23 protein-coding genes are annotated in these 19,452 nt (G+C 70.5%); 11 read left to right on the forward strand and 12 right to left on the reverse strand.

The window, feature by feature from the left end; genetic code table 11:
• Nucleotides 1-53 precede the first annotated feature (53 nt).
• Nucleotides 54-389, reverse strand: a complete 336-nt coding sequence (locus tag ACFQ7Q_RS14260; RefSeq protein ID WP_383554154.1) for a YbaB/EbfC family nucleoid-associated protein — start codon at nt 387-389, stop codon at nt 54-56.
• A gap of 302 nt (nt 390-691) precedes the next feature.
• On the opposite strand from ACFQ7Q_RS14260, the gene ACFQ7Q_RS14265 reads away from it, so the two are divergent.
• Entirely contained in the window at nt 692-1,417 is a 726-nt protein-coding gene (locus ACFQ7Q_RS14265; protein ID WP_383554157.1) for an SLATT domain-containing protein, read from the forward strand.
• Nucleotides 1,418-1,487: 70 nt separating this feature from the next.
• Here the strand turns inward: ACFQ7Q_RS14265 and ACFQ7Q_RS14270 are convergent, their stop codons facing one another.
• From ACFQ7Q_RS14270 to ACFQ7Q_RS14280, 3 genes are all read right to left on the reverse strand, one after another.
• Nucleotides 1,488-2,138 (reverse strand): hypothetical protein, encoded by a 651-nt coding sequence (locus ACFQ7Q_RS14270; RefSeq protein ID WP_362363170.1) that lies wholly within the window; start codon nt 2,136-2,138, stop codon nt 1,488-1,490.
• A gap of 115 nt (nt 2,139-2,253) precedes the next feature.
• Complete coding sequence (locus ACFQ7Q_RS14275; protein ID WP_383554004.1) at nt 2,254-2,949, reverse strand: GntR family transcriptional regulator; 696 nt, start codon at nt 2,947-2,949, stop codon at nt 2,254-2,256.
• A 114-nt stretch (nt 2,950-3,063) separates the two neighbouring features.
• Nucleotides 3,064-4,425, reverse strand: coding sequence for an aspartate aminotransferase family protein (locus ACFQ7Q_RS14280; protein WP_376434819.1), 1,362 nt, complete (start codon nt 4,423-4,425; stop codon nt 3,064-3,066).
• A gap of 218 nt (nt 4,426-4,643) precedes the next feature.
• Here ACFQ7Q_RS14280 and ACFQ7Q_RS14285 point away from each other — a divergent pair, with 218 nt between their 5' ends.
• Entirely contained in the window at nt 4,644-5,270 is a 627-nt protein-coding gene (locus tag ACFQ7Q_RS14285; RefSeq protein WP_383554007.1) for a DJ-1/PfpI family protein, read from the forward strand.
• Complete coding sequence (locus ACFQ7Q_RS14290) at nt 5,267-5,770, forward strand: MarR family winged helix-turn-helix transcriptional regulator (RefSeq protein ID WP_383554010.1); 504 nt, start codon at nt 5,267-5,269, stop codon at nt 5,768-5,770. Before ACFQ7Q_RS14285 ends, ACFQ7Q_RS14290 begins: the two co-directional genes overlap by 4 nt.
• Here the strand turns inward: ACFQ7Q_RS14290 and ACFQ7Q_RS14295 are convergent.
• The gene (locus ACFQ7Q_RS14295; protein WP_383554013.1) at nt 5,703-6,224 is read right to left on the reverse strand and encodes a VOC family protein; all 522 of its coding nucleotides are present in this window, start codon (nt 6,222-6,224) and stop codon (nt 5,703-5,705) included. The two genes, ACFQ7Q_RS14290 and ACFQ7Q_RS14295, sit on opposite strands and share 68 nt — an antisense overlap.
• Before the next feature lie 37 nt (nt 6,225-6,261).
• The gene (locus tag ACFQ7Q_RS14300) at nt 6,262-6,645 is read right to left on the reverse strand and encodes a hypothetical protein (protein ID WP_383554016.1); all 384 of its coding nucleotides are present in this window, start codon (nt 6,643-6,645) and stop codon (nt 6,262-6,264) included.
• A gap of 182 nt (nt 6,646-6,827) precedes the next feature.
• Between ACFQ7Q_RS14300 and ACFQ7Q_RS14305 the strand changes: the two genes are divergently transcribed.
• The 3 genes from ACFQ7Q_RS14305 to ACFQ7Q_RS14315 all read left to right on the forward strand — a co-directional run bounded on the left by ACFQ7Q_RS14305 (nt 6,828) and on the right by ACFQ7Q_RS14315 (nt 8,353).
• Nucleotides 6,828-7,664, forward strand: coding sequence for a helix-turn-helix transcriptional regulator (locus tag ACFQ7Q_RS14305; protein WP_383554018.1), 837 nt, complete (start codon nt 6,828-6,830; stop codon nt 7,662-7,664).
• Entirely contained in the window at nt 7,661-7,900 is a 240-nt protein-coding gene (locus ACFQ7Q_RS14310; protein WP_383554020.1) for a DUF397 domain-containing protein, read from the forward strand. The genes ACFQ7Q_RS14305 and ACFQ7Q_RS14310 overlap by 4 nt, the downstream gene beginning before the upstream one ends.
• A 144-nt stretch (nt 7,901-8,044) precedes the next feature.
• Nucleotides 8,045-8,353 carry a hypothetical protein gene (locus tag ACFQ7Q_RS14315; protein ID WP_383554022.1) on the forward strand — a complete coding sequence of 103 codons (309 nt, stop codon included), beginning with the start codon at nt 8,045-8,047 and terminating at the stop codon, nt 8,351-8,353.
• Between the two features lie 83 nt (nt 8,354-8,436).
• On the opposite strand, the gene ACFQ7Q_RS14320 is transcribed toward ACFQ7Q_RS14315, so the two are convergent.
• A complete protein-coding gene (locus tag ACFQ7Q_RS14320; RefSeq protein ID WP_383554025.1) occupies nt 8,437-9,321 on the reverse strand; it encodes a glycoside hydrolase family 19 protein in 885 nt (294 codons plus the stop codon).
• 110 nt (nt 9,322-9,431) lie between these two features.
• The gene (locus ACFQ7Q_RS14325) at nt 9,432-9,899 is read right to left on the reverse strand and encodes a MarR family winged helix-turn-helix transcriptional regulator (RefSeq protein ID WP_383554027.1); all 468 of its coding nucleotides are present in this window, start codon (nt 9,897-9,899) and stop codon (nt 9,432-9,434) included.
• A 96-nt stretch (nt 9,900-9,995) separates the two neighbouring features.
• On the opposite strand from ACFQ7Q_RS14325, the gene ACFQ7Q_RS14330 reads away from it, so the two are divergent.
• Nucleotides 9,996-10,946, forward strand: a complete 951-nt coding sequence (locus tag ACFQ7Q_RS14330) for a haloalkane dehalogenase (protein WP_383554030.1) — start codon at nt 9,996-9,998, stop codon at nt 10,944-10,946.
• A 171-nt stretch (nt 10,947-11,117) separates the two neighbouring features.
• Here ACFQ7Q_RS14330 and ACFQ7Q_RS14335 read toward each other — a convergent pair whose 3' ends face one another.
• The gene (locus tag ACFQ7Q_RS14335; protein ID WP_383554033.1) at nt 11,118-12,059 is read right to left on the reverse strand and encodes an NADP-dependent oxidoreductase; all 942 of its coding nucleotides are present in this window, start codon (nt 12,057-12,059) and stop codon (nt 11,118-11,120) included.
• Nucleotides 12,060-12,236: 177 nt separating this feature from the next.
• Between ACFQ7Q_RS14335 and ACFQ7Q_RS14340 the strand changes: the two genes are divergently transcribed.
• On the forward strand, nt 12,237-13,763 hold the full coding sequence (locus ACFQ7Q_RS14340; RefSeq protein ID WP_383554035.1) for a substrate-binding domain-containing protein: 1,527 nt from the start codon (nt 12,237-12,239) through the stop codon (nt 13,761-13,763).
• A gap of 47 nt (nt 13,764-13,810) precedes the next feature.
• Nucleotides 13,811-15,667 (forward strand): serine/threonine-protein kinase, encoded by a 1,857-nt coding sequence (locus ACFQ7Q_RS14345; RefSeq protein WP_383554038.1) that lies wholly within the window; start codon nt 13,811-13,813, stop codon nt 15,665-15,667.
• 37 nt (nt 15,668-15,704) lie between these two features.
• Here the strand turns inward: ACFQ7Q_RS14345 and ACFQ7Q_RS14350 are convergent, their stop codons facing one another.
• Nucleotides 15,705-16,055, reverse strand: a complete 351-nt coding sequence (locus ACFQ7Q_RS14350) for a hypothetical protein (protein WP_383554041.1) — start codon at nt 16,053-16,055, stop codon at nt 15,705-15,707.
• Nucleotides 16,052-16,699, reverse strand: a complete 648-nt coding sequence (locus ACFQ7Q_RS14355; protein WP_383554043.1) for a DUF6232 family protein — start codon at nt 16,697-16,699, stop codon at nt 16,052-16,054. Before ACFQ7Q_RS14355 ends, ACFQ7Q_RS14350 begins: the two co-directional genes overlap by 4 nt.
• 193 nt (nt 16,700-16,892) lie before the next feature.
• Here ACFQ7Q_RS14355 and ACFQ7Q_RS14360 point away from each other — a divergent pair, with 193 nt between their 5' ends.
• The gene (locus ACFQ7Q_RS14360) at nt 16,893-17,186 is read left to right on the forward strand and encodes a hypothetical protein (protein ID WP_383554047.1); all 294 of its coding nucleotides are present in this window, start codon (nt 16,893-16,895) and stop codon (nt 17,184-17,186) included.
• On the opposite strand, the gene ACFQ7Q_RS14365 is transcribed toward ACFQ7Q_RS14360, so the two are convergent.
• Complete coding sequence (locus ACFQ7Q_RS14365) at nt 17,183-18,466, reverse strand: adenylosuccinate synthase (RefSeq protein ID WP_362363217.1); 1,284 nt, start codon at nt 18,464-18,466, stop codon at nt 17,183-17,185. The two genes, ACFQ7Q_RS14360 and ACFQ7Q_RS14365, sit on opposite strands and share 4 nt — an antisense overlap.
• 145 nt (nt 18,467-18,611) lie before the next feature.
• Between ACFQ7Q_RS14365 and ACFQ7Q_RS14370 the strand changes: the two genes are divergently transcribed.
• Nucleotides 18,612-19,415, forward strand: a complete 804-nt coding sequence (locus tag ACFQ7Q_RS14370) for a diacylglycerol kinase (RefSeq protein WP_383554050.1) — start codon at nt 18,612-18,614, stop codon at nt 19,413-19,415.
• Nucleotides 19,416-19,452 lie beyond the last annotated feature (37 nt).

Raw genomic sequence — 19,452 nt, forward strand, 5'->3', positions numbered from 1 at the left:
TTCTTACGGTAGTGGCTGCCGGGGCGCCTTAGAAGCCCGGGCGCGGAAGCGGCTCAGAAGCCGAGGCCCGGCATTCCGCCCAGGCCCTGCGTCAGCGGGCCGAGCTTGGCCTGCTGGAGCTGCTGCGCGTTGTCGTTGGCGGCCTGGACGGCGGCCACGATCAGGTCGGCCAGCGTCTCGGTGTCCTCGGGGTCGACGGCCTTGGGGTCGATCACCAGGCCGCGCAGCTCGCCGGAGCCGGTGACCGTCGCCGCCACCAGGCCACCGCCCGCCTGGCCCTCGACCTCGGTCGCGGCGAGCTCCTCCTGGGCGCGCGCGAGATCCTGCTGCATCTTCTGGGCCTGCTGGAGGAGCTGCTGCATGTTGGGCTGGCCACCACCGGGAATCACGGTCACTCCTGGCATTTCGACGGTATACGGATGACATCCGGACGACTGATGTGACGACTGACGTTCGGTACGGCCGAGCCTACGTGGTCCATGCCCGGCCTGCCGCCACAACTCTTTCGAGTGAGAAACTGCGGGCTCCTCTACCTGATCAAGACCCCCTTGTGGGCGGAAAACCCGGGATTCCGGGCCCACAGCCCACCATTCGGCGGTAGGAAGGGCAGGCACCACGTGCACCGCACGTCACAGAAGGACACGAGCGCCGAGCTGAACAGAGGAGTGCCCCGGTGAGCCAGCAGCCGGAGATGCAGCCGCCGCAGCAGCCGGGGCAGCCGGGACAGCCCGGGGGGCCCGCCGCGAGCCGCGATCTGACCGGGACGCCGTTCCCGCTCGGCGACTGGGGCGAGCCTGCGGAGCGTCTGGACGAGCTCTACCGCTGGGTCGAGTCCAATGCTCTGCGCACGGCGGAGTGGTATCTGTCCGACCGGGTCTGGAAGCGTCGCTGCGCCCGGATCCTGCGGGTCGGCACGGCGCTGGGCGTGATCGCGGGCGCGGCGCTGCCGCTGCTCGACGTCACCGACGTCGCGGACGGGGCGGCGGGCTGGGGGTACCTGTCGCTGCTGCTCGGCGCGGCCTGTCTGGTCTGCGACCGGTACTTCGGGCTGACGTCCGGCTGGATTAGGGACGTGGCGACGGCCCAGGCGGTGCAGCGCAGACTGCAGGCGCTGCAGTTCGACTGGGCGTCGGAGAGCGTACGGGAGGTCCTCGGGCCCACTGAGGGGACCGCGAGCGAGGCGGCGGAGCGCTGCCTCGGGGTGCTGCGGCGGTTCTCGGAGGACGTGACGGAGCTCGTACGGGCGGAGACGGCGGACTGGATGATCGAGTTCCGCTCGGGCCCCGCGCCGCTGGCCCTCCAGTCGGTGGGTGCCGGCGCCGCCCGCCCTGAGGGCTCTCACCCCTCGTCCCGCTTCCCGCTGCCTCCGGGCACCCGCCCGAACATGCCGCGACAGCGGCCGCCGGAGCCGCGCTGAGCGGAGGCAGGACGGGACGGGCGCCTTTCGTGGAGGGGCGCCCGTCCCGCAGGCCGGGTGTCCGCCCGGCTCAGCTCAGGATGATCATCGAGCCCTGTCCGAGGCTCCGCGTCGCCGCCGCGTGCAGCCCCAGCCACACATGGCGCTCGCGCGCGAACGGACTGTCGTCGTACGCGATGGCCCCCGCCGGCTCCTCGAGCGCGGTCGGACGCTCCGGCGGGAGCGGGGCGGCCGGCGGGTTGGCCGGGTCGATCCCGATCGCCGGGGCGACGAACTCCAGCTCCCGCAGCAGTCCGTGCGAGGACCCCAGCGGGCCGCCGCCCTCCAGGAGCTCGTCGTTGGAGAGCGGGGCCGGGAAGTCCACGGGGACGTACGCGCCGGCGTGGTCGTAGTGCCAGACCAGGTGGGACTGCTGTGCGGTCGCCTCGAACATCTCGAGGAGCTGCTCGTAGTCACCGCCGAGCTCGTCGACCGGTTCGACGGCGAGACCGCACATCAGCAGCAGATAGGCGCGGCGGAGGAAGTGCAGGGCCTCGTAGTCGAATCCGGCGACGGGCGCCACGTCGCCCGAGAGCCCCGGCATGTAGGCGAAGACGGGAACGGTGGGCAGACCGGACGCGGTCAGGGCCTTGTCGTAGGCGGCGATCTCTTCGGCGAAGGGATTGTCGGGGCTGTGGCACAGCACGTCGACAAGAGGGACCAGCCACAGGTCACAGGCCAAGGGAGGCTCTCTCTCCGTCAGTTGCAGGGACGGCCAGGGTAGTCGGCGCGGTCCGTGCCGCACACCCGCTGGTGACCTGCCCTTCGGCACCCCCGCCGACACCCCCGGGCCGCCGTCACTCCGAGAGCCGCTCCAGACGGTCCGCCCACGCCAGGGACTGGGTGTTGTACGCCTGGACGACCGCGACGGCCGCCTCGGCGTCCCCGAGCGTGAGCGCGTCGACGAGGTCGACGTGACCGCTCCACAGCCAGCCGAGGACATCGCGGTCGGAGCGCAGATACGGCACGGAGAACACCCACGCCTGGACCCGCAGCCGGTGCAGGAAGTCGGCGATGTAGTCGTTGTTGGAGACCAGTCTGGCCAGTTCGCGCCAGTAGCGGATGTCGTACCCGATGAGGATGTCCAGGTCACCCGCGCGGGCCGCCCGCGCCGCCGCCTCGCCCCGGCGCCGCACGGAGACGAGCGCGACCCCGCGGGAGACGTCGGGACCGGGCGGATGGGCGACGGGGTCGTGGCGGCGGAAGATGCCGTCCACGACGAGCATCCGGGCCTCGACCATGCCGCGGTAGTCGTCGACCGTGAACTGGTGCACCCGGAAGCCGCGGTGCTGGTCGGAGTCGAGGAGCCCCTGCGCGGAGAGGTCCACGAGGGCTTCGCGTACGGGTGTCGCCGACACCTCGTACTGCTCGGCGATCTGCTTGACGGTGAACTCCTCGCCGGGCTGCAAACGCCCAGCGAGCACCTCGTCACGGAGCGCGTCCGCGATCTGCCGCCGCAGGGTGTTGCGGGTGACAGCTCCGCTCGCGGGCATCGTTCGGCCCCCCTCCGTCCGGCTGGTGGACACCCTAGACCAGACGGAGGGTTCGGCTCCGTGACGCCGGTTACGCGACGTTTGCGCCACCGGCGTCGCGCCCGGCCGGGCGCCTCACGCGGTGTGCTCGTCGGCCACGCTCAGCGCCGCGTCGAGGGCGGCGAGGCCCTCCTTGGCCTCGGCCTCCGAGACGTTGCAGGCGGGGACGGCGTGGGTGCGGTTCATGTTGATGAAGGGCCACAGGCCGTGCTTCTTGGCCTCCGCGCCGAACGCCGCCATCGGGGCGTTGGCCGCGCCCGTCGCGTTGTACGGGACGAGCGGCTCGCGGGTCTCCTTGTTCTTGACCAGGTCGAGCGCCCAGAACGTACCCATGCCGCGGACCTCGCCGACGGACGGGTGGCGCTCGGCGAGCTCGCGCAGGCCGGGGCCGAGGACGGTCTCGCCGATGCGGGCGGAGTGCTCGACGACCTTCTCGTCCTCCATGACCTGGATGGTGGCCACGGCGGCGGCACAGGCCAGCGGGTGACCGGAGTAGGTCAGTCCGCCCGGGTAGGGCCGCTTGTCGAAGGTCGCGGCGATCTCGGCGCTGATGGCGACGCCGCCGAGCGGCACGTAACCGGAGTTCACGCCCTTGGCGAAGGTCATCAGGTCGGGCACGACGTCGAAGTGCTCGGCGGCGAACCACTTGCCGGTGCGGCCGAAGCCGGCCATGACCTCGTCGAGGACGAAGACGATGCCGTACTTGTCGCAGATCTCGCGGACGCCCGCGAGGTAGCCGGGCGGCGGCGTCATGATGCCGGCGGTGCCGGGGACGGTCTCCAGGATGATCGCGGCGATGGTCGCCGGACCCTCGAAGGCGATGGTGTCCTCCAGGTGTGCGAGGGCACGCTCGCACTCCTGCTGCTCGTTCTCGGCGTAGAACGGCGAGCGGTAGAGGAACGGCGCCCAGAAGCGCACGACGCCGGCGGAGCCGGTGTCGGAGGCCCAGCGGCGCGGGTCGCCGGTGAGGTTGATCGCGGTGGAGGTGGCGCCGTGGTACGAGCGGAAGGCGGAGAGCACCTTGTGGCGGCCCGTGTGCAGACGGGCCATCCGTACGGCGTTCTCGACGGCCTCGGCGCCGCCGTTGGTGAAGAAGATCTTGTCCAGGTCGCCGGGGGTGCGCTCGGCGATGAGGCGTGCGGCCTCGGAGCGTACGTCGATGGCGAAGGCGGGCGCGAAGGTGGTGAGCTTCGCGGCCTGCTCCTGGATGGCGGCGACCACGCGGGGATGCTGGTAGCCGATGTTGGTGTAGACGAGGCCGCTGGTGAAGTCGAGGTAGCGGTTGCCGTCGTAGTCCCAGAAGTACGAACCCTCGGCACCGGCGACGGCGAGCGGGTCGATCAGGCCCTGGGCGGACCAGGAGTGGAACACATGCGCACGGTCGGCGGCCTTCACGGCCGCGCCGGCCTGGGGGTCGGGTTCGACATGAGGGGTCATATGCCCAGGGTAAGGACGTGCAGGTCGGAGCGGCCATGACCATCTTGTCCACCGAGACCCCGGGCGACACGACACGTTGCCGCGCCCACTCCGCGCGGACGCGCCGGTCCCGTGCCCCCTCCGGCAACCGACCCCGAACACCATTGACAGCATCCTGTCGACATGACAGCCTTCTGTCATACGAGAACGGTACCGACACGAACGCTGGAGGCCCGGAAATGCCCCGCACCGTCCACCTCGCCGTATACGACACCCTCGCCGACTGGGAGACCGGCCACGCCACCGCCTGGCTCGCCCGCTCCGGCTTCACCGTCAAGACCGTCGGCCCCGTCGCCGACAAGCCCGTCACCACCATCGGCGGCATGCGGATCGTCCCCGACCTCTCCCTCGAAGACCTCCGCCCGGAGGACAGCGCGCTGCTCGTCCTCCCCGGCGCCGACCTCTGGGACACGAGCGACGACCTCGCACCGTTCGCCGCGGCGGCCCGCCGCTTCCTCGACGCCGGCGTCCCCGTCGCCGCCATCTGCGGCGCCACCGCGGGCCTGGCCCGCGAGGGCCTCCTCGACGACCGTGCGCACACCAGCGCCGTCTCGTTCTACCTGGCCGCGACCGGCTACAAGGGCGGCGAGCTGTACGTCGAGGCCGACGCGGTCACGGACAGAGGCATCGGCGGCCTCGGCGACCTGATCACCGCGGGACCGACCGAGCCGGTCGCCTTCGCCCGCGAGGTGCTCGGGACCATGGGCGCCTTCGACGGCACCAGGCTGGACGCCTGGTACCGCCTCTTCCACGACTCCGACCCGGCGGCGTACGAAGAGCTGAACGCGGACGACGAGGCATCGTGAGCCGGGAGCAGCAGGACGCCCTCGCCCGCACCGCACTGAGCGTCTTCCGGCTCAACGGCCAGTTCCTCGCCGCCTCGGAGGAACTGGCCCGCCCCGTCGGCCTCACCGCCGCCTGGTGGCAGGTCCTCGGAGCCGTACTCCGCACCCCTCAGCCCGTCGCGGGCATCGCCCGCACCATGGGCATCACCCGTCAGAGCGTCCAACGGATCGCGGACCTTCTGGTGGAGCGCGGGCTCGCCGTGTACGAGCCCAATCCGGCACACCGGCGCGCCAAGCTCCTGTCGCCGACCCCGGAAGGGCTGGCGGCCGTCGAACGGCTCGACCCCGGCCACGCCGACCTCGCGGCCCGACTCGCCGACGCCCTCGGCGGCCAGGCCGGGTTCGACGAGACCGTACGGGTCCTGGAGCGGCTGTCCCGGGCGCTGGAAGCGGTCACCGAGGCGGATCCTGCTCCCCCGGTCGGTACATGGCCCCCTGCACGTACTCCATCGCCCGAGTGAAGACGGGGTCCGTCATCCGACGACCCATCTCCTCCTCGTCGACGTCCTCGATGTGGGTCTGGATCCACCAGAGATTCCCGAACGGATCACGGACCCGGCCGACCTTGTCGCCGAAGAAGAGATGGGTCACCTCCGTGACCGACGTACCGCCCGCCTCGACGGCCTGCCGGTGCGTGGCCTCCGCGTCCTCCACGTACAGCCGGATGAACGCGGGGGTCGCCGCCCAGCCCGGCGGGCTGTCGAAGGCCATCAGCCGGCCGTTCCCGATCCTGAGCTCGGCATGCCCGATCTTCCCGTCGTCCATCACGACGCGGCCCAGGTCCTCGGCCCCGAAGGCGTGCTCCAGGTAGTCGATGAGCCCGGCGGTGTCGTGGCCGATGATCCAGGGGGTGACGCTGGTGTACCCCTCGGGGATCGGCCGGACCCGATGCTGATCCTTCTCGTTCTCGCTCATGCCCCGAAGGTAGGGCGCGACGAGGCCGGATCCTGTCCTAGTTCGCCAGCATTTCGGTGGCCGCGCTGCGCAGAAGCAGCGGATGGACGAACCTGCCCGGCCCGGTCGGCGGAAACCGCCAGGCCAGCGGCCAGGTCCGACCCGTCAATGCCGGTACGGGTACGTAACTCACATGGGCGGGCCCGGCATTGAGCCGGGTCACGCCACGCGGCCAGGTCCGGCGTGCGGTCGTACCGGCCGGAACGAGGAAGTAGACGCCCCGCCGACCGTTCGCCTCGGTGACGACGGGACCGGGATCGCCGCCCGTGAGCTCTTCCATCCAGTCGGCGAGCCGACGGCCGTCCCCGCCGTCGACACGGACGGCGTCGAATTGCACGCCGGCCTTGCGGAGTTGGAATCCGGAAACTGGAATCCAATCCATGTTTGCCTGTCGATTCTCTGCATTCACCAGGACATGTTCCCGCGCCGAAGCTAGCGTTCTCCACGACTGGGAGGGTGCGTCGGAAACCCCTTGACCTGCGCCAACGCACCTTGAGGGCAGTCGAATTCGGCGGGGAGCAGTTGAGACCGGTTGAGATCGGTTGAGTCCGGATGGGGACGGAAATGGCGCGTGCGGAGAACAAGGAAACGGCGGGTCCGGCTGCACGGATGGCGGCCGCGGTGGCAAAGAGATTGCGGCTGAAGAAGGGATGGACACAGGAGCAGTCGGGGGCGCGAATGGGGTACACCGGCGCGGCCATCAGCGCCATGGAGTGCCTGTCGCAACCGGTGAGCGACGAGATGCTGGTGAAGCTGGAGGAGGTACTGGGGGACGGCACGGGCATCTTCGAGGAGATGCGGGAGCTGGTGCGGCTGGAGAAGTTGCCGGAGCAGTTCAGGGGCTATGCGCCGATCGAGCAGAAGGCTGTGAGCCTGTGCCTGTACGCGAGCCACGTCGTGCACGGACTGTTTCAGACGGAGGAGTACGCGAGGGCGCTGATCGCGGGTGGGTACCCGGAGCCGACGCCGGAGCGGGTCGAGGAGCTGGTGGGCGGACGTATGGCACGCAAGGCGCTGTTCGACCGCAAGCCGACGTGCGAGATCGAGCTTGTGCTGGACGAGTCGGTGCTGCGGCGGCCGATCGGGAGCGAGGAGATCACACGCGATCAGCTCGCGTACCTCGTGGAGTGCGCACAGAGGAGGAATGTGAACCTTCAGGTCCTGCCGCTGAACGCGGGCCTCGGTGGCGAGTACGCAGGTGCCCGGGGCGAGTTGAACCTGGTCGAGACTCCCACCCACGACCGGGTGAGCTTCCTGGAGATCCAGGGCGAGAGCCTGCTGATCACCGAGCGGGCGAAGGTCAGTACGCACTCACAGCGGTATGCGAAGATCCGGGCACAGGCCCTGGACCCGCGCGGGTCGCTGGGCCTCATCGAGCGGCTGGCAGGAGAACAGAGATGAGCGAAAACCTGCACTGGTTCAAGTCCAGCTACAGCGACGACGGCGGCGGTAACTGTGTCGAAGTTGCCTTCGACTGGCGGAAGTCGTCCTACAGCGACAGCGGCGGTGGCGAATGCGTCGAGGTCGCCGCCTGCCCCCACTCCGTCCACCTCCGCGACTCCAAGGTTCCCGACGGCCCCGCGTTCGCCGTCGCTCCGGCCTCCTGGTCCGCGTTTCTTGCCGCCTGCCAGGGCTGACGTCGTCCCGGCTCTGTCCGGGACCCGTCCCGGACGCGTCCCGGACGGGAACGGCCTTGAGCGGCCGCTCGGCGGGCGACAAGAGTTGCGCTCTGTCAGGGCCCCGGCATCCACCGGGGCCCCACTCGCGACAGAGGAGCCTTCATGCGCATCCGTATGCTCGCAGCGGCGGGAGTCCTCGCCGGCGCCGCGCTGACCGCGACCACCGTGGTCCCCGCCCAGGCGACCCCCGCACCGGCACCGGCCCAGGCGTCCGCCGGGTGGGCGATGTCGATCGGCGGGCCCATCAGGTCCTGTGACGCGGCGAGTTGCCGCGTGGTCTACCCGACGTCGTACGGCGAGGACGTCTACTGGACGAGCAGCAGGCTCAACTCGGCGGGCAACCGCTGGTACAAGGTGACGTCCCCGGCGACCGGCTGGATCTACTGCGGGAACATCAGCGCCCCCTGCTGACGGCGGCACCATGACCTGACATGACAACGATTCCCGGGGCCCTGTCGGGCGTCCCGGGAATCGCTGTCGTGCGCGTACGGAACTCAGCAGTACAGGTTCGCGCCGGCCGGAACGCCGAGGATCTGCGTGAACTGCTGGTACTTGCTCACGCGGCTCTGGACCTGCGCCGGGTTCTTGCCGTCGCACTCCAGCGCACCGTTGATCGAGCGGATCGTCTGGCCGAAGCCCGCGCCGTTGACCATGGCGTTGTGGCCGGTCATCGTGCCGGGGCCGTTCTGGGTGTTCCAGTACCAGAGGCCGGTCTTCCAGGCGATGGGCGCCTCGCGCTCGACGCGGTAGGGGTTGTTGAGCAGGTCGATCCCGAGGGCGTCACCCGCTGCCTTGTAGTTGAAGTTCCAGGAGAGCTGGATGGGGCCGCGGCCGTAGTAGGCGGCCTGGCCGGCGGGGCAGCCGTAGGGCTGGCCGCTGTCGCAGTAGTGCGGGTAGTTGGCGGTGTTCTGCTCGACGATGTGGACCAGTCCGCCGGTCTCGTGACTGACGTTGGCGAGGAAGGCGGCGGCCTCCTGCTTCTTCACGGTGTCGTTGCCGGTGTTGGCGAAGCCGGGGTAGGCGCTGAGGGCGGCCGTGAGACCGCTGTACGTGTAGAAGGAGTTCCGGCTCGGGAACATCTGGTTGAACTGGGCCTCGGAGACGACGAATCCGGAGGGGTTCGGGTCCGTGCCGCCGCCACCGCAGGCGCCCTCGTCGCGCCAGACGTCGGACGAGCCGGGGCGTTCGTTCTGGGTCCACCACTTGGCGTACCAGTTGTGGCCGTTGTACGAGGCGGTCATGCCGCCGGTGTACACGCTGCCGGAGTTCCAGGCGGTCACGCAGGCGGGCGCCGCGCCCGCCGTGGATGCCGGGATGAACACGGCAAGCCCGACAGCCGTACAGAGTGCGGACAGGAGAATGAGCAGACGTCGCTTCATGCGCTCGCCCTTCCGTGGGGGAAGGCCAGCGAAGCGCCTTTGGTCTGGACCTGTCAAGGTCTAGACCATCACTTGTGACAAACGGTGGTCGAACCACTCGACAGTCGGGTTCAGCGGTCGAGGACCCGCTCCAACAGGCTTGTCAGCAGCTCGCGTTCGAGCTTGGACAGCGGCTCCATCAGCGCGTCCTGGACTCCGGCGAACACCTCGTCCAGGCGCTCCAGATGACTACCGCCCTGCTCGGTCAGGGTGATGACGTTGCGTCGGCGGTCCTCGGGGTCGGGGGTGCGCTCGACGTGCCCGCGCTCGGCGAGTTCGTTGATGACGGCGACGAGGTCGCTGCGGTAGATGCCGGTGCGGCGGCTCAGGCCGGCCTGACTGGTCGGGCCGTACTCGTCGAGGGAGGCGAGCACCGCGTAGTGCCACTTGCGGGCGTCCTCGCCCGCGAGGCCCTCGCTGATCAGTCGGTCGGCGCGGGCGGCGGTCAGGGCCAGCAGTCGGCTGGGCAGACCGCGGAGGCGGGCCGGGGTCTGGCGCTCATCCATCTCGGAGGCGTCGCCTCCGCTGTCCGTCGTCATGCCCGCAGATTACCCCTTGCGTTAGTCGTCCGAACGATATAGCTTCGTTAGCGTCATAAACGTTAGAGCAATGAACGTTAGAGGAGTGAACAGATCATGGCGACGATCAATGTCCTCGACTCGACGATGCACTACGAGGAGTCGGGCCCCGCCGGTCCCGACGGCGCCGCTGCCGGCGCGGATGCCGCCCCGCTCGTCTTCCTGCACGGCAATCCCACCTCCTCCCACCTGTGGCGCCATGTCCTCCCGGCCGTCGGCGGCGGGCGGCGGCTCCTCGCTCCGGACCTGATCGGGATGGGGCGGTCGGGCAAGCCGGACATCGCCTACACGTACGCGGACCAGGCGCGGTATCTGGACGCCTGGTTCGAGGCGCTCGGGCTCGACGAGGTCGTGCTCGTGGGGACCGACTGGGGCGGATCGCTGGCCTTCGACTGGGCCGCCCGGCACCCGGAGCGGGTGCGGGGCGTGGCGTTCATGGAGACGATCCTGCGGCCGATGAGCTGGGAGGAGTTCCCGGAGAAGGCGCGGGACCGGTTCATGGCGTTCAAGACGCCCGGTGTCGGCGAGGAGCTGGTCCTGGAGAAGAACCTCTTCATCGAGGACTCCTTCACGCAGACCGTGCTCAGCGGTCTGAGCGAGGAGGACCTCGACGTCTACCGGGCGCCGTTCCCGACGCCCGGGTCGCGGCGCCCCATGCTCGAATGGCCGCGCGCGATGCCGCTGGACGGCGAGCCGGCCGAGGTCGTCGCCCGCATCGAGGCGTACGACGCGTGGTTGGCGGACAGCCCGGACGTGCCGAAGCTCCTGCTGACCTTCGACGGTTCACCGACCCTGATGGTCGACCCGCCGATGGCGGCCTGGTGCGAGGCGCACATAGCCGCTCTGGAGACCACCCACTGCGGCCCGGCCGGCCACCAGGCCCCGGAGGACCGCCCGAAGGAGATCGCGGCCGCGCTCACGGACTGGGCGGACCGGCATGGGCTGGGACGCCGAGGACCCGTCGCTCGGCCGGCCGGCGGCCAAGGCGTTCCGGGACGCCGCCCGTGACCGGTGGCGGCCGGGTCCGCCCGACCGGGACCGGCCGCGGGGCCTTGCACGGAGGCTGAGCACGGGAGCGGCACGGTCGGCGACCGCGTGGTCGGCCGCGGGAGCGATCGATCCGGGGCCGGGCTGCGGGTGCCCTCCCTCGGGTGCCGGTCGCCGCTGCGGCCCCGGGTCTCAGATCATCAGGATCATGCGGCCGGGCCGGTGCCCCGCCTCCGCCCTGCGGTGCGCCTCCGCGACCTCCTCCAGGGGCATCACGTCGGCCACCCGGGTGATCACCTCGCGGGCCTCCACCTTCTCCAGGATCTCCTTCAGCCGGGCGGCGTCCGGCTTCGCGCGGACGGTCTCGACGCGGATGTTCCGTTCGGTGGCCGGCGTCCGGTTGATGGCGAGCGCGACGAAGGCGCCACCGTCCTTCACCACCGGGAGAACCGGAGCAGCGTGGAGCGCCCCGTCGAAGACCGCGTCGACCCCCTCCGGGACGAAGTCCAGCACCTTCCGGACCACGTCCTCGGGGGTGCCGCGGGTCACGCTGTGCTCCGCGCCGAGGACTTTCAGTTCGTGCTCGTCGCCCTCGTGGGCGACAGCCACCACCCGCAGTCCGGCCGCCGCGGCGTACTGGAGCGCGAGGCGGCCGACCACCCCGCTCGCGCCGGTCACGACCAGCGTCGACCCTGCCGGGAGCGCGAGCCGGTCGAGGCTCTGCTGGGCTGTGGCGGAGGCCAGCGGGAGAGAGGCGGCCACCGTGTAGTCCACGTCGTCCGGGATCGGGGCCGCCCACTCCGGGGCGATCCGTACGACCTCGGCGTACGTACCCTCGCCCGTCAGCTCCTCCCACCAGGGCACGAACCCCGCCACGCGGGTACCGGCCGCCATGCCCGGCACCGGATCGAGGAGCCTGCCGGCGAAGTCGGTCCCGAGGACGAACGGGGGCTTGAGGTCGCCGACCTGGTCGGCGTACGCGCCGGCGCGGATCCGCAGATCCGCCTGGTTCACACCGGCGGCCTTCAGGCGCACCCGTACGCGTCCTGGGACGTCTCCGGCCTCGGGCTCGGGCCGGCGGGCCATCCTCAGGACCTCAGGGCCGCCGTAGGCGGTCACTTCGACGACACGCATGGGGTTCCTCTCCGACGAGCCCCCTCGTGGCCATTACACCCACGGTCCTCACCCCCGGCAACACATGCTCCGCCAACCCGTGCGGCCCCACGACCGCCGCTGAACGAAGGGAGAACTCCAGGTGGCGGGATGCGACCTTCCCCACGGAACCGCACACGCGTCCGTACCGTCTCGGTCGTGGACTGGGTCACCGCCGAGAACGTCATCGCCGTGGTCACCGCGCTTCTCGGTGTCCTCGTCTCCGCCGGCGTGGTCGCGTACGAGCGCTTCCTCCAGCGGGGGCGACGGCTCGGCTACCGCGTGCAGCTCAACACCCCGCTGCGCGACGCGGGCGAGACCGCCGGTGACCTCACCCTGTGGGACGGCGACATCGGCGATTCCAACGGGTCCACGCTCGTGCTGCTCCGGATCGAGAACGACGGCCTGCGGGACATCACCCACGGCGACTACACCCAGGGGGATGACACCGGAGGGCTGAAGGTCACCTTCGGCGACCGGCTCGTGCGGGCCGTCGTCGCGACGATCCCCCGCGCGTTCGAGCCGGTGAAGATCGACATGGCCGCGGGTCTCGGGCTGCGGAAGCACGAGAACTCCGTCCTGATACCGAAGGTGTCGCTCGAACGGAAGCAGTACTTCAAGCTGCTCGTCCTGCTCTCCGGCAGCGTGCTCGAAGGCGCGATCCGGATCAACGGCTTCCATGAGACGGTCGAGGTCCACCACAACAAGAGCATGAGCGTCGACGACCGCAGACCGACGTTCAGCCCCGCCGCCCGGAACATCACCCTCGTCCTGGCCGCCTGTGTGCTCGCCCTCGCCACGATCATCGTCCGCAGCGACACCCCGCCCCCGATCGGCTGCGCCCGGGGCACGCTGCGGGTCACCGGATCGACCGCGTTCGCCCCGGTGGTGCGGGAGCTGGCGAAGAAGTACGAGAAGGACTGCGAGGGCGCCACGGTCGTGGTGGACGCGCACGGTTCGACGGCCGGCATCAGGGAGTTGGCGACGGCCGGCGCCGAGAGCGGCGGCAAGGGCTCCCCGGCCGTCATCGCCCTCTCCGACGGACGCAAGCCCGGCGGCTATCCGCAGCTGCGCGAAAGCATGGTCGCCGTCTCCCTGTTCACGCTCGTCCTGAACGACGAGATACCGGTCACGAACCTCAGCCTCGACGAGGTCCGCCGGCTCTACCGCGGCGAGATCGGCAACTGGAACCAGATCCCCGGCGGGCCGAACCGTCCGGTCCTGCTGGTCAGCCGGGGCGCCAACTCCGGTACGCGGGAGGTCTTCCAGCGTCGCGTCCTCGGCCGCAACGAGCCGGCGAACTCCTCGCTCGACTGCGTCACCAAGGACGACCCGGAGGCTCCGGTCGTACGCTGCGAACTCGACACCACGGACCAGGTCCTGTCGACCGTCGCCAAGCTCCCGGGCGCCATCGGCTACACCGAACTCCGCTCCGGCACCGGGCTGAAGGGCCTGCACCGGGTGTCGATCGACGGCCGCGTGCCGAACGTCGACGAGATCGGCGAGTCGACGTACCCGTACCGGGAGATCGAGTACGCCTACACCTGGGGAGAGCCGCCGGCCGACTCGCTGACCTCCAGTTTCCTCACCTACCTGAGCCGGGGCAGCGGCCAGGACATCATCCGCGTCCACGGCCACCTGCCGTGCGCGACGCCCAAAGGGCTGCGGATCTGCGGTGAAGGGTGACAGCGAGGGGGAGAACCGGCGGGACCGGTCTGGCATCCTCTTTCGACGTGGAGCCATTGAACGCGGAAGACCCGGTCAGCATCGGCCCGTTCCGCCTGCTCGGCCGACTGGGCGTGGGCGGGATGGGACGGGTGTTCCTTGCGCGTTCGGCCGGCGGCCGGACGGTCGCGGTGAAGGTCGTGCATGCCGAGCTGGCGGCGCAGGACGAGTTCCGGCGCCGGTTCGCCCGTGAGGTGGCCGCCCTGGAGCGGGTCGGCGGCACGGGCACGACCCCGGTCCTCGGTTCGGACACGGCCGCCGAAGCCCCCTGGGTGGCCATCGGCTACGTACCCGGGCCGTCGCTGCGGTCCGTGGTGGGCGACGAGTTCGGGCCGCTGCCGTCCGCGACCGTACGGGCGCTGGCGTCCGGGCTCGCGCGGGCGCTCACCCATGTGCACAGCGCCGGACTCGTCCACCGCGATCTGAAGCCCTCGAACGTGCTGCTCACCGTCGACGGCCCGCAGATCATCGACTTCGGCATCGCACGCGCCGTCGACACGATCACCGACGGCGGACTGACCAGCACCGGAGCGGTGGTCGGCTCGCCCGGCTTCATGTCCCCGGAACAGGTGCGCGGCGAGAAGCTGACGCCGGCCTCGGACATCTTCTGCCTCGGCTCGGTCCTCGTGTACGCGGCGACCGGCCACTCCCCGTTCGGTACGGCGGACAGCGGCGTCCACGCCACGATGTTCCGCATCGCCCACGACGAGCCCGATCTGACCGACCTCGCGCCGGAACTCGCCGGCGTGGTGCGGGCCTGCCTGGCCAAGGACCCGGCGGCCCGGCCCTCGGCCACGGAGCTGGTGGAGACGATCACGGTCGCCGACCCGTGGCTGCCGGCGGAGGTGCTGACCCGGCTCGGCCGCCACGCCGCGCGGGTGCTGGAGGCCGAGGCGGAGTCGACCGCCACCGACGGCACCCCGGCAGGCCCCGACGACCCCACGCCGCCGCCCGCCCCCAAGGCGCCCAAGCGGCGGCGCACCGGACTGATCGCCGCCGCCACGGCCCTCGTCGTCGCCGCGGCGGCCACGCTCACCTACGTCTTCTGGCCGGACCCGGACAAGGGCATGGACGAGCAGAAGAACCAGGCACGCGGGAAGACCGGTGACGTCTCCGCCCGCCCGGCGGGAATCGTTCCGGCGGCGTTCCTGGGTGCCTGGGAGGGTGTCCAGCGCGGCTCGGCGGACCACCCGAGGGCGACCATGCGGATCGAGATCGCCCAGGGCGCCGCGGGCGCCAAGACCGCCGTCTACGTCCAGGTGAACGAGGAGCAGCTCTGCATGGGGCGCTCCCGGCTCGTCTCCGCCGACGAGGACAAGGTGGTCCTCGGCGAGTCCGACGTCACCACGAGCGTCCCCGCCCAGCGCTGCACGCCCGCCGCCCACCAGACGCTCACGCTGCGCTCCCCCGAGGTCCTGGAGTGGACCTCGGGGGCCGCGAAGGCCACCTTCCGCAAGGCCAGGACCGGCGCGGACATCGTGCCGACGCAGCTGCTCGGCCGGTGGAAGATGGAGAACGACCCGCTGATCTTCGGCGAGAACGGCGACCGCTACAGCGACGAGGTGACCATCACCCAGGGCCCCGTCGGCTCCGCCGTCTTCCGTCGGGTGCACGTCTACCCGCGCACCGACGACGAGGGCAACCCGACCCCCGAATCGGTCGCCTGCACCTTCACGGCGATCCTCGCCGGCTCCGGAACTCCCCTGGTCATCGGCCCGGGAACCTCGGACCCCGACGCCTCCGACCGCGACTGCGAGCGGGCCGACATCTCCGGCTATCTGTCGATCGTCCCCTTCAAGGGACGGGAGAGATTGCTGGTCTTCCCGATGCTGGACGGCGAGCCGGGCGAGTACTACCGCAGCTAGTGCCCGGGCGTGGGCTTCGGCGTGGTTCCGGTCGGTCCTAGAGCAGGGCGATCACGCGCTCGACCGCGGCGACGAGAGGGGCGCCGATCGCGCCCGCCGCCCCGGCGATCTCCGCGATCCGGTCCAGCGCCCGACGCCGCTCCTCCGGCTCGGCGGCCGGACCGGCGGCGATGGCCGGCAGGGTGGCGTCGAGGGACTGCGCCGTCCCCGCGGGCACATTGCCGCGCAGTTCCACGAGCAGGCGGAGCAGCTCCTGGACGGCGGCCTCCATGGCGGGCGAGGCGGCCTGGGCACCGACCGTCCCCGACTGGTGGTTCACCATGCCGGTGTTGTTCGTCCCGTCGTGCATGTTGACGGTGTTGCCGTAGAAGTAGTTGTCGCCGCTCATCCGTTGGACATCCCCACGTTGCCGTTGCCGCCGTACATGTTCACGGCGTTGCCGAAGAAGTAGTTGGCGGGATTGCTGATCATCACCCGTTCGACCTTCACCGCGAACTCGTTCTCCGGGTTCTCGATCGCCTCCGCCAGGGTGTGGACGAGCTGCCTGAGATAGGCGCGGTCCCTGCTGGTCACCACGGCCTGCGACGGACCGGACGTCTCGACCGCCAGGACGAAGTGGGACTTGGCCAGCACCACGCTGAGCATGTCGCCGACGAAGTAGATCACCAGGCACACGACGATGAACCACAGGAACGGCGTGACCGGGTCCGAGTCGCTCTCGTAGGACGACGAGCCGAAGGCGTTCTCCTCCGTGAGGAAGGCGAGGAACAGCCCCACCAGGACGAGGACGGCCATCCGCTTCATGAAGCGCACGAAGGCCTCGGCGCGGCGCGGGTGGAGCGTGAACGTGTAGACGCGGGCGATGTTCTGGAGCGGATACGCGGCTCCGTCCACCCACAGCAGTCGCTTGCTCAGCTTGACCTCGACCACGTCCCCGACCACCGGTGGCGCGGACGGCGGCGCCGGTGTGGCCGCCTTCCACGGCCGCGGCGGCGTGGAGGGCGGTGGTGGAGTCTTCGGTTCCTCTGCCATGAGTCCCCCTGGTTCCGATGATGGGTCGTCAAGTGTGACGGGAGACAGAGGAGTTGACGAGAGGGATTCAGGGCAGAGTGCGGGTCGCCGCCGCCCTGGCGTAGTCCTGGACGACTCGTCGGGTGTCGTCCGCACGAGCCTCTTCGGCAACCGCAGTGCGAGCGCGGACGGGATCGCCGACTACGCCGACACGGTGGGGGCGACCCGCACGTACGTGGAGACGGGCGGCGGCACGCAGCCGGGGGACCCGGCGAAGGCGGCGGCGGCGGTCGTCAAGGCCCTCGACGCGGAGGAGACACCGCTCAGGCTGGCGCTGGGCGGCGACTCGATCGACACGATCCTGGGGCACCTGGAGCAGGTCCGGGGGGACCTGCCACGTGGGAGAAGGTGGGCCGGGACACGAAGCTGGACGGCCGCTGACAAGCGGTCGTGGGCAGTCGTTCCTCTGGAGCGGAACGACTGCCCACGACGCGTGTGGTGCTCCTAGAGGAAGGAGTTGATCTCGATCGTTTCCGTGCGGCCCGGGCCCACGCCGATCGCCGAGATCGGCGCGCCCGACATCTCCTCCAGCGCCTTCACGTACGCCTGCGCGTTCTTCGGCAGGTCCGCGAAGGTCTTCGCCTTGGTGATGTCCTCGGACCAGCCCGGCAGCATCTCGTAGATCGGCTTCGCGTGGTGGAAGTCGGTCTGCGAGTACGGCAGCTCCTCGACGCGCTTGCCGTCGATCTCGTACGCGACGCAGACCGGGATCTGCTCCCAGCCCGTCAGCACGTCGAGCTTGGTGAGGAAGAAGTCCGTCAGGCCGTTGACCCGGGTCGCGTACCGCGCGATGACCGCGTCGAACCAGCCACAGCGACGGTCACGGCCGGTGGTGACACCGCGCTCGCCGCCGATGCGGCGCAGCGCCTCACCGTCCTCGTCGAACAGCTCCGTCGGGAACGGGCCGGCGCCGACACGGGTGGTGTACGCCTTGAGGATGCCGATGACCCGGCTGATCTTCGTCGGGCCCACGCCGGCACCGGTGCAGGCGCCGCCCGCGGTCGGGTTCGAGGAGGTGACGAAGGGGTACGTGCCGTGGTCGACGTCCAGGAGCGTGCCCTGGCCGCCCTCGAAGAGCACGACCTTGTCCTCGTCCAGCGCGTTGTTGAGGATCAGGGTGGTGTCCGCGACGAACGGCTTGATCTGCTCCGCGTACTGGAGCATCTCCTCGACGATCTGCGCGGCGTCGATCGCGCGGCGGTTGTACAGCTTGGCGAGCAGCTGGTTCTTGCCCTCCAGCGCCGCCTCGACCTTCTGGGTCAGGATCGACTCGTCGTACAGGTCCTGGACCCGGATGCCGACGCGGTTGATCTTGTCGGCGTAGGTCGGGCCGATGCCGCGACCCGTGGTGCCGATCTTGCGCTTCCCGAGGAACCGTTCCGTCACCTTGTCGAGGGTGACGTTGTACGGCGTGATCAGATGCGCGTTGCCGCTGATCAGGAGCTTGGACGTGTCAACGCCGCGCTCGTTCAGTCCGCTCAGCTCGGAGAGCAGGACCGCCGGGTCGACGACGACACCGTTTCCGATCACCGGGGTGCACCCCGGGGAGAGGATTCCGGAAGGGAGAAGATGCAGCGCGTACTTCTGGTCGCCGACGACGACGGTGTGGCCGGCGTTGTTGCCGCCCTGGTAACGCACTACATAGTCAACGGATCCACCGAGGAGGTCGGTGGCCTTTCCCTTGCCCTCGTCACCCCACTGAGCACCGAGCAGCACAAGTGCGGGCACAGGCGTACACCCCTTCCGGGCGGGGCATGTCCAAGGTCAGGGGGCCATAATGCCGCCTCACCGGTGTGCCCCGGAATAGACGAAGCCCCTGGCGCAATAGCGCAAGGGGCTCTTGCACAAAGATGCTACCCGAGGAAGGACCGAGGTGTCGGCTCACGACCAGCTGCTGGTGGTCATCGACCCGGTCGCCCGCCGAAGTGACGGCGAGTCCGTACGGATCGCGAAAGATGTGTTGTGTGCGGGAGCAGAGACGAAGATCTGTCTTCCGGACAGCCCGGAGGAATTCTTCCGGGCCCTTGCGCGGCGGGGCTCCCGCCGCCCTGTGGTGGTCGGGGACGACCGTGCGCTGCTACGGACGGTGACAACGCTGCACCGGGAGCGTGAGCTCGCGGACGGGGCGCTCGCCCTGATCCCGATCGGCGCTCCGGAATCGCTGGAAGTCGCGTACGCGCTCGGCGTGCCGCAGAACGCGGTGACGGCGGCGCGGGCGGTGCTCGACGGGGCCGTACGCCGCCTGGACCTGCTGGTCGACGACAGCGACGGCGTCGTGCTCGGCGATCTGAGCATCCCCGCCACGGCGGGGCGCGCGGCGAGCGATGCCGCGCCCTCCGTCTGGGGCGCCTGCCGCTCCCTGGTCCGCACCCTGGTCCGGCCGGCCCCGTCCCAGCTCGCGGTGCGCACGCACCGCCTCCGGGTGGAGGCGGACGGCGTCCTGCTCAGCGATGTGAACGCGCCGGTGGAGGGGGTCAGCGTCCACTCCGTCGCCGGAGTGGCCGACATCACCATCCACCCGCCGTCCGCGCCCCCCATCCACACCGGCGCCCGCACCCTCACCGTCTCGGGCCCGGACTTCCGCTATCGCGCGGACACGGTGGTGTCGGGACCGGTGCGCAGACGGACGTGGACGGTGCGCGAAGGGGCGTGGGGGCTGACCCTGCCGAAGGCCTGAGGCGTCGAGTCGGGGCCGCGCGGCCCTCAGCACTTGC

The organism is Streptomyces sp. NPDC056527 (assembly GCF_042794475.1).
Lineage (GTDB): Bacteria > Actinomycetota > Actinomycetes > Streptomycetales > Streptomycetaceae > Streptomyces.

Excerpts from the sequence above, each read along its gene's own strand:
- ACFQ7Q_RS14330 (WP_383554030.1), top strand. The coding sequence starts at position 9,996 with ATGGCGACGATCAATGTCCTCGACTCGACGATGCACTACGAGGAGTCG.
- ACFQ7Q_RS14350 (WP_383554041.1), bottom strand. The coding sequence starts at position 16,055 with ATGAGCGGCGACAACTACTTCTACGGCAACACCGTCAACATGCACGAC.
- ACFQ7Q_RS14320 (WP_383554025.1), bottom strand. The coding sequence starts at position 9,321 with ATGAAGCGACGTCTGCTCATTCTCCTGTCCGCACTCTGTACGGCTGTC.
- ACFQ7Q_RS14355 (WP_383554043.1), bottom strand. The coding sequence starts at position 16,699 with ATGGCAGAGGAACCGAAGACTCCACCACCGCCCTCCACGCCGCCGCGG.
- ACFQ7Q_RS14300 (WP_383554016.1), bottom strand. The coding sequence starts at position 6,645 with ATGGATTGGATTCCAGTTTCCGGATTCCAACTCCGCAAGGCCGGCGTG.
- ACFQ7Q_RS14305 (WP_383554018.1), top strand. The coding sequence starts at position 6,828 with ATGGCGCGTGCGGAGAACAAGGAAACGGCGGGTCCGGCTGCACGGATG.
- ACFQ7Q_RS14265 (WP_383554157.1), top strand. The coding sequence starts at position 692 with ATGCAGCCGCCGCAGCAGCCGGGGCAGCCGGGACAGCCCGGGGGGCCC.
- ACFQ7Q_RS14285 (WP_383554007.1), top strand. The coding sequence starts at position 4,644 with ATGCCCCGCACCGTCCACCTCGCCGTATACGACACCCTCGCCGACTGG.
- ACFQ7Q_RS14295 (WP_383554013.1), bottom strand. The coding sequence starts at position 6,224 with ATGAGCGAGAACGAGAAGGATCAGCATCGGGTCCGGCCGATCCCCGAG.
- ACFQ7Q_RS14280 (WP_376434819.1), bottom strand. The coding sequence starts at position 4,425 with ATGACCCCTCATGTCGAACCCGACCCCCAGGCCGGCGCGGCCGTGAAG.
- ACFQ7Q_RS14315 (WP_383554022.1), top strand. The coding sequence starts at position 8,045 with ATGCGCATCCGTATGCTCGCAGCGGCGGGAGTCCTCGCCGGCGCCGCG.
- ACFQ7Q_RS14310 (WP_383554020.1), top strand. The coding sequence starts at position 7,661 with ATGAGCGAAAACCTGCACTGGTTCAAGTCCAGCTACAGCGACGACGGC.
- ACFQ7Q_RS14325 (WP_383554027.1), bottom strand. The coding sequence starts at position 9,899 with ATGACGACGGACAGCGGAGGCGACGCCTCCGAGATGGATGAGCGCCAG.
- ACFQ7Q_RS14275 (WP_383554004.1), bottom strand. The coding sequence starts at position 2,949 with ATGCCCGCGAGCGGAGCTGTCACCCGCAACACCCTGCGGCGGCAGATC.
- ACFQ7Q_RS14335 (WP_383554033.1), bottom strand. The coding sequence starts at position 12,059 with ATGCGTGTCGTCGAAGTGACCGCCTACGGCGGCCCTGAGGTCCTGAGG.